A 7,330-nucleotide genomic window follows, 5' to 3' on the forward strand; every position below is an offset into this window, starting at 1 on the left:
GTGGGGGGGACCGACGCGACGGCGAGGTTGCCCCCCCCGGCTGCGCGCACGGGGGCGTCGGGGCGGCCGCCGGGCGTCGCTGCGCCGGGCGGCGGACCCGTACGCACGTCAGGCGGCGGGCTTGCCCGGCTGGTCGTGGGTCGAGCAGTGGATGCCGCCGCCGCCCGAGGCGATCGTGTCGATGGAGACCGGCACGATGTCGCGCTTGGGGAAGTGCTCCTGGAGGATGCCGCGGGCGCGGTCGTCCGCCGCGCGGTCGCCGAACTTGGGCATGAACACCGCGTCGTTGGCGATGTAGAAGTTGGCGTAGGTGGAGACGAAGTCGTCGCCGTGCCCCGTGATCCGGTTCAGGTCGGGCTGCGGGAGGTCGATGATCTCGAAGCGCCGGCCCCGGGCGTCCGTGGCCTTCGACAGGACGGACTTCGCCTGGTCCGCCGAGCGCGACCAGGAGTCCGGCGGGGTGCTGGGGTGCGCGCGGTCCAGCAGGACGACACCGGGCTCGGTGAACCGTACGAGGCTGTCGACGTGGGCGTCGGTGATGTCCTCGCCGCGCACGCCGGCCAGCCAGATGACCTTCTCCACGCCGAGGGTCTGCTTCAGCTCGGCCTCGATGGTGTCGCGCGACTTGCCGCGGTTGCGGTTGTCGTTGACGATCGAGCTCTCGGTGATCAGCAGGGTGCCCTCGCCGTCGGGCTCGAAGGAGCCGCCCTCGGCGACCAGTGGTGCCTGCACCCGGGGGATCTTGTACTTCTGCAGGAGCGCGCGCCCCACCTGGGCGTCGTTGGGGTGCTTCTGCTTGTTCCCCCAGCCGTTGAAGTTGAAGTCGACACCGACGACCTTGCCGCCCTCCTCGACGAAGACGGGCACGGTGTCGCGGGCCCAGAGGTCGTCGACGGCCAGCGGGATGACCTCGACCTGGGAACCGACGGCCTTCTGCGCGGCCGACACCTGCTCCGGGCGGGCCATCATGACCACGGCCTCGTACTCGCCGATCGCGCGGGCGATGCGGGCGATGTCCTCGCGGACGTAGCGCAGGTCCTCCTCCCACACCCCGGCGGCCAGGGCCGGCCAGGACATGAAGGTGCGGGTGTGGCTCTCCCACTCGGCGCCGAGCCGCCGCTTGGCGGTGCCGGAGGCGGACTGCGCCGAGCCGGCGGGTTCGCCGGACCGCAGGGCGGTCTCGGCCGGGCCGCAGGCGGCGGCGCCGAAGACGAGGGCACCGATCCCGGAGAGGGTGCGCAGGACGGTCCGGCGAGTGGGGGGCGGGTTCGTCACGGGAGACTCCGATCGTTTACCGGCGGGACAGGATCGCCTCGCCGGGACGGGCGCGGGGGCGCGACCAGGGGCTCGTGGCCCCGGGCCCCTACGGCAAGGGTGCGCGTCAACCCCGCGGTCGGCCGTTCGGCAGGAAAGCGGAACGGCCCGTGTCGGTACTGTGGCACTGACTGGATTTTCAGTCAAACCGCGACGTGCGGCGCGGTGCCAGCCGGTCGACCTCCACCCGGACCGCCGCCCGCAGCAGCTCACGGGCGTGGGCCGGCGGCGTCAGCCCGCTCAGCCACCGGACGCTGAGCCCCTCCAGCAGTGCGGTCAGCCGCTCCGCGGCGGCCGTGACCGCATCCGCGGACGCCGCCGGGTGCACGCCGCCGAGCAGCTCCGCCACCTCGGCCGTCCAGGCGGCGCCGGCCGCGGCGAGCTCGTCCCGCAGCTCCGGGTCGAACACCGCGTGGGCCCGCAGCTCCCCCCAGGCGGCGCTGTTCTCGCGCACCTCGGGCAGGTCCTGGACCTCCAGCAGCAGCATCCGCTCCAGCCGCTCCCGGGGGTCGCCGGCCGGGCCCGGCGGGAGGCCGTCCCGCCCGGTCTCCGTGTACCGGTCGGCCCGGTCCCCGATGAAGGCGAGGGCGTGCCGCAGGATGCCGGGCCGGTCCCGGAAGTGGTAGTAGACCAGGGCGGTGGAGACCCCCGCCTCCGCCGCCAGCTCCGTCACCCGCAGCCCCCGGACGCCCCTGCGTGCGATGACCCGGGCGGCGCTTTCGAGGATGACGCGTCTGCGGTCCGTCACGGTGTGATCCTTCCTGGCGATGTCGCGTCTCGCATTGTCGCACGTTGACTGAAAATCCAGTTAGGGCGACGATGCGATCCGGTCACTTCCGCATATCCGAAAGAGCCACCGCATGTCCGTGCAGCCTTACGGCGTACAGCCGGCCCACGAGGCCCTGTCCGCAGACGACCCCCGAGAGATCGGCGGCTACCGCCTCCACGCCCGGCTCGGCTCCGGCGGCATGGGCGAGGTCTACCTCGCCCACACCCCCGGCGGCCGCCCGATCGCACTCAAGGCCGTCCGCAGGGAGTTCGCCGCGGACCCGGCCTTCCGGGAGCGGTTCGCCCGCGAGGTGGCCAGCGCCCGCCGGATCCACGGCCTCTTCACGGCCCAGGTGGTCGACTTCGGGGTCGACGAGCGCACCCCCTGGCTGGCCACCGCCTACGTACCGGGCCCCTCGCTCGACGAGGTGGTGCGCCGGCACGGCCCGCTGCCGGTCCGCACGGTGCTGCTGCTCGTCGCGGGCATCGCCGAGGCGCTCCAGGCCATCCATGGCGCGGGCGTGGTCCACCGGGACCTCAAACCGGCCAACGTGCTGCTCGCCGGCGACGGCCCGCGGGTGATCGACTTCGGGATCGCGCACGCGGCCGGCTCGGCCGCCCTGACCGGCACCGGGCTGCGGATCGGGACCGCCGCCTTCATGGCGCCCGAGCAGGCGCTCGGCCGCCCGGTGACGTCCGCCACCGACGTCTTCGCCCTCGGCGCGCTGACCGCGTACGTGGCCGGCGGCCAGCCGCCCTTCGGCGGCGGGCCGGAGTCGAGCGCCCTCTACCGGGTGGTCCACGAGCACCCCGACCTCTCCCGGGTCCCCGCCGAGCTGGAGCCGCTGGTGCGCTGGTGCCTGGCCAAGGAGCCGGCGGACCGGCCCACCACCGCCGAGCTGATCGGGTACGTCCACGCCCACCCCGGTGTCGGGCCGCGGCCGGAGTTCACCGAGGGCTGGCTGCCGCGGCCGGTCCGGGAGGAGGTCGGCGCGGGGCGGGGCGCCGGACGGCCCGCCCCGCCCGCCCCGCAGGCCCCGCACGCGCCGACGGCCCCGGCCGCCCCCGCTCCCGTACCCGCCCCGGTACCGGCGCCCGCACCCGTACCGGAAGCGGACGGCGGACGACGGGCGCGGCGGCGCGGCCGCGGGCGCCTGCCGGCGGTGGCCGCGGCGGTGGCCGTGACCCTCGCGGCCTGCGGCGGGGCCCTGTACTGGTTCGACACCGGGGAGCCGGACGGCGGGGCCGACGGCTACGTCCCCGGCTACACGGGGGCCAGGCTCACCGCCCCCGACTCCGGCTACGAGTTCGACCTGGAGGCCGGGAAGGTCGTGCCGGCCGACACGGCCACCTGGTACCTGGCGCCGGAGGGCCGGTCCTTCGTCCCCTCGGAGTCCTCGGACGTGCACCTGGCCGAGGGCGCCGCGCCGACGCCCGCCGACTGCGAGCAGGGCATCGGGACGAAGCCGGTGACCGCGCTGCCCTTCAGCGCCCTGGGGGAGCGGCGGCCGCTCTGCGTGCGCAGCCCCGACCACAGCCGCATCGTCGTCGTCCGGCTGGTGGAGGCGGCCGCGGACGGCTCCGTCACGATCCTCGTGGACCAGTACCACCGTGAGTGAGCGTCCCGCCCGCGCCAAGCGGAACATCCCCGAACATCCCCGCCCCGCTGCTTGACTGAATTTTCAGTTAACGCAAGGATGCCCGTCATCCCCGCCCCTTCCGCATCAGGGAGCACCATGGACACGCCCCGCACCACCCGTCGAAATCTCCTCCGGTACGGCGCGGCAGCCGTCCCGCTGACGGTCCTCGCGCCGGTCCTCCCCGCGACCGCCGCCCGGGCGGCGACCGCCCCGAACGCCGGCGCCGGCGCGCTGACCATGCCCGCCGAGACCGACCCGCACGTCCGCACCTACATGGCCTGGCCCGCGCTCTCCTCGGTCTGGGGCCGCCCGCTGGAGCGGGTCCGCGCCGACATCGCCGAGGTCGCCCACGCGATATCGCGGTTCGAGCCGGTGGTCGTCCTGGCCCGCCCCGGCCAGGCCGCCGACGCCCGCTACCTGTGCGGCCGGGGCGCCCGGTACGCCGTCGACGTGGTCGAGATCCCGGTCGACGACCTCTGGATCCGGGACTTCGGCCCCACCTTCGTGGTGGGCCCGGGCACCGTCGCCGGGGTGGACACCAACTTCAACGGCTGGGGCAAGACGGGCACGAAGTACGCCCAGCCCTTCGCGAACGACGCCGCGGCGGCCGGCATCCTCCTCGACGAGTACCAGGTGCGCCGCATCCGGGCCGGCTTCACCGGCGAGGGCGGCTCGCTGGAGACCGACGGCGAGGGCACCCTGCTCGCCACCGTCAGCTCCCTCGTCAACCCCAACCGGAACCCCGGGATGGGCCAGGCGCAGGTGGAGGACGCCCTGCGGAGCTCCCTCGGCGTGGACAAGGTGATCTGGGTGCCGGGCCTGGCCGGCCAGGACATCACCGACTGCCACATCGACTGCCTGGCCCGCTTCACGGCCCCCGGCAGGGTCATCCTCGACCGGCCCGCCCCCGGCACCGACCCCAAGTGGGTCGCGGTGTACGAGGAGACCAGGCGCGTACTGGAGAGCGCGACGGACGCCCGCGGCCGGCGCCTGGCCGTCACCGAGCTCCCCGGCCCCGACCGGAGCAGGATCCGGGGCAAGGGGGAGGAGTTCCTGTCGAGCTACACCAACTACTACACGCCCAACGGCGCGGTCGTCCTCCCTCAGTTCGGCGACCCGTACGCCGACAGCGCCGCGTACGCGATCCTCCAGGCCGCCTACCCGGCGCGCCAGGTGGTCCAGGTCGACATCGACGGCATCGCGAGCGGGGGCGGCGGCATCCACTGCGCCACGCAGTCGCACCCCGTCCCGCCGGCCCCCTGATGCCTTCCGGGGTGCCCCGGCGGGCGGGCGCCGCACCGGTCGGGGGGCGGGCCGCGCCCCGCGCGGCCCGAACGCCCGGTGACGGGCCGCTTACGTCCGGCCGGGAGCACCCCGGTAAGGTGCGGGACATGGCGTCTCGCAGCACTCAGATCCTCGAAGCGGCCGCCCGGGTGATCGCCCGGCGCGGGGTCCGCGGGCTGCGCGTGGAAGAACTCGCGGCCGAGGCCGGGGTGTCGACCGCCCTGATCTACTACCACTTCAAGGACCGCACCGGGGTGCTGCGCCAGACCCTGGAGTTCATCAACGACCGAGCCGAGCGGTACACCACCGACCGCGACCCCTCCGAGCCGCCGCTCGCACCCCGTCAGGAGCTGGAGGAGACCCTCCTGCTGGAGCTCCAGGACACCGTCGAGGTGCGGGAGAACAGCGCGGCGTGGGGCGAGCTGCGGGCCAGCGCCGTCTTCGACGAGGTGCTCCGCGAGGACCTCGCCCGCGCCACCCTGGTGTGGGTCCAGGAGGTCGCCGCGCTGCTGGGCCAGGTCCAGCCCATGGTCCCCGCCTCGGCGCTCGCCGCGGCCGCCGAGCGGCTCACGGCCCTGCTGGAAGGGCTCAGCATGCGCTGGCTCAGCGGCGGCATCAGGATCGGCCACGCGCGCGAGCTGATGCTCGGCGCCATCGACGCCGAGCTGGCCGGGCTCAAGCAGGGCTGAGGCCCCCTCCCGCCCCCCGTTTCCCCTTCCCGGGTGACGGGGACGTTTTGCCGCCACATCTATTGACTGAATTTTCAGTCAGTGCCAGAGTGAAGCCCAGACCGGCCCCGGCCGCATCCCTCGCGGTACTTCTCGCGCCGCGCCTACGAGGCGCCCCGCGCCGCCGCACCCGGACGGCGTACCCCTTCGGCCCTCCGGCACTCCCGCCCCGGCGCACCCCGCACCACGCCACCCCACCCTCCCGTCTCCGGAGGAAGGACACCATGCCCCTGACCCCCACCGAGCGTGACCGGCTGCTGCTGTTCACGACCGCCGAACTGGCCAGGGCCCGGCGCGCCCGGGGCCTGAAGCTGAACGTCCCGGAGGCCACGGCGCTGATCGCGGACGCGGTGTGCGAGGCGGCGCGCGACGGTCTCCGCCTCGCCGAGGCCCTGGAGCGCGGGCGCGGCGTGCTCGGCCACGACGACGTGCTCCCGGGTGTGGCGGACATCGTCACCGAGGTGATGGTGGAGGCGGTGTTCGAGGACGGCAGCCGGCTCGCGGCCGTGAGCGACCCCTTCGGGGAGCACCCCCGCAGCGATGCCGCGCCGGGAGCGGTCCTGCCCGCCGGGGACGGAGTGGTGGCCCCGGAACCGGTGGTGGCCCTCACCGTCCGCAACACCTCCGCGGTCCCGGTGAGCGTGACCTCGCACTTCCACTTCTTCGAGGCCAACCCGCGCCTCGACTTCGACCGGGCCGCGGCCTACGGCATGCGCCTGGCGGTCGCCGCGGGCTCGTCCACCCGGTTCGACCCCGGTGCCGACGTCGAGGTGGGTCTCGTACCCGTCGGCGGCGAGCGGATCGCCATCGGCTTCGCCGGCCTGGTGGACGGACCCCTGGACGCCCCCGGCGCCAGGGAAGAGGCCCTGCGCCGGGCCGCCGCCTGCGGCTACCTCGGCGCGCGCACCCCGGAAGGGACCCCCTGATGAGCAGGCCCACGCGGCACGCCGACCACTGCGACCCCGGCAGCAGCCGCCACATCGACCCGCACGAGTACGCGGCGGTGCACGGCCCCCGGGCCGGGGACCGGGTCCGGCTCGGCGACTCGGGGCTGACCGTCCGCGTCGAGTACGACGCCCAGAAGCCCGGCGACGAGTTCCTGGCCGGCTTCGGCAAGACCGCCCGCGACGGCCTGCACCTGAAGGCGGCGGCGGTCCGCGAGACCTGCGACATGGTCATCACCAACGTCCTCGTCATCGACGCCGTCCTCGGGATCAGGAAGGTGTCCGTCGGCATCCGCGAGGGCCGCATCCACGCGATCGGCCGGGCCGGCAACCCCGACACCCTCGACGGGGTCGACGTGGTCGTCGGCACGGGTACGACGATGATCCCGGGCGAGGGTCTGATCGCCACGGCGGGCGCCGTGGACACCCACGTCCACCTGCTCTCCCCGCGCATCATGGAGGCCTCGCTCGCGAGCGGCGTGACCACGATCATCGGGCAGGAGATCGGGCCGAGCTGGGGCGTGGGCGTGAACTCCCCCTGGGCCCTGCGGCACGGGTTCAACGCGTTCGACGCCTGGCCGGTGAACATCGGCTTCCTGGCGCGCGGTTCCTCCTCGGACGCCGCTCCGCTGGTGGAGGCCCTGGCCGAGGG

6 protein-coding genes and 1 pseudogene are annotated in these 7,330 nt (G+C 74.6%); 5 read left to right on the top strand and 2 right to left on the bottom strand.

Going from position 1 to position 7,330, the window contains the following annotated elements:
* Positions 1–108 precede the first annotated feature (108 nt).
* Entirely contained in the window at positions 109–1,275 is a 1,167-nt protein-coding gene (locus ACQKM2_RS40370) for an agmatine deiminase family protein (RefSeq protein ID WP_427719098.1), read from the bottom strand.
* A gap of 178 nt (positions 1,276–1,453) precedes the next feature.
* Entirely contained in the window at positions 1,454–2,062 is a 609-nt protein-coding gene (locus ACQKM2_RS40375; RefSeq protein ID WP_427719100.1) for a TetR/AcrR family transcriptional regulator, read from the bottom strand.
* A gap of 112 nt (positions 2,063–2,174) precedes the next feature.
* Here ACQKM2_RS40375 and ACQKM2_RS40380 point away from each other — a divergent pair, with 112 nt between their 5' ends.
* The 5 genes and pseudogenes from ACQKM2_RS40380 to ACQKM2_RS40400 form a co-directional block, all read left to right on the top strand.
* On the top strand, positions 2,175–3,701 hold the full coding sequence (locus ACQKM2_RS40380) for a serine/threonine-protein kinase (RefSeq protein ID WP_427719103.1): 1,527 nt from the start codon (positions 2,175–2,177) through the stop codon (positions 3,699–3,701).
* A gap of 117 nt (positions 3,702–3,818) precedes the next feature.
* Positions 3,819–4,985: an agmatine deiminase family protein gene (locus ACQKM2_RS40385; protein WP_427719105.1), complete on the top strand. Its 1,167-nt coding sequence runs from the start codon at positions 3,819–3,821 to the stop codon at positions 4,983–4,985.
* A 128-nt stretch (positions 4,986–5,113) separates the two neighbouring features.
* Positions 5,114–5,695: a TetR/AcrR family transcriptional regulator gene (locus ACQKM2_RS40390; protein WP_427719107.1), complete on the top strand. Its 582-nt coding sequence runs from the start codon at positions 5,114–5,116 to the stop codon at positions 5,693–5,695.
* A 263-nt stretch (positions 5,696–5,958) separates the two neighbouring features.
* Entirely contained in the window at positions 5,959–6,660 is a 702-nt protein-coding gene (gene ureA, locus ACQKM2_RS40395) for an urease subunit gamma (protein WP_427719110.1), read from the top strand.
* Positions 6,660–7,330: pseudogene (locus ACQKM2_RS40400) on the top strand (urease subunit alpha); the annotation flags it as partial. The gene ureA and the pseudogene ACQKM2_RS40400, both read left to right, overlap by 1 nt.

Source organism: Streptomyces sp. NPDC004126, assembly GCF_050275515.1.
Classification (GTDB): domain Bacteria; phylum Actinomycetota; class Actinomycetes; order Streptomycetales; family Streptomycetaceae; genus Streptomyces.

Coding starts and splice junctions, on each gene's coding strand:
- ACQKM2_RS40390 (WP_427719107.1), top strand. CDS start 5,114: ATGGCGTCTCGCAGCACTCAGATCCTCGAAGCGGCCGCCCGGGTGATC.
- ACQKM2_RS40380 (WP_427719103.1), top strand. CDS start 2,175: ATGTCCGTGCAGCCTTACGGCGTACAGCCGGCCCACGAGGCCCTGTCC.
- ACQKM2_RS40385 (WP_427719105.1), top strand. CDS start 3,819: ATGGACACGCCCCGCACCACCCGTCGAAATCTCCTCCGGTACGGCGCG.
- ureA (WP_427719110.1), top strand. CDS start 5,959: ATGCCCCTGACCCCCACCGAGCGTGACCGGCTGCTGCTGTTCACGACC.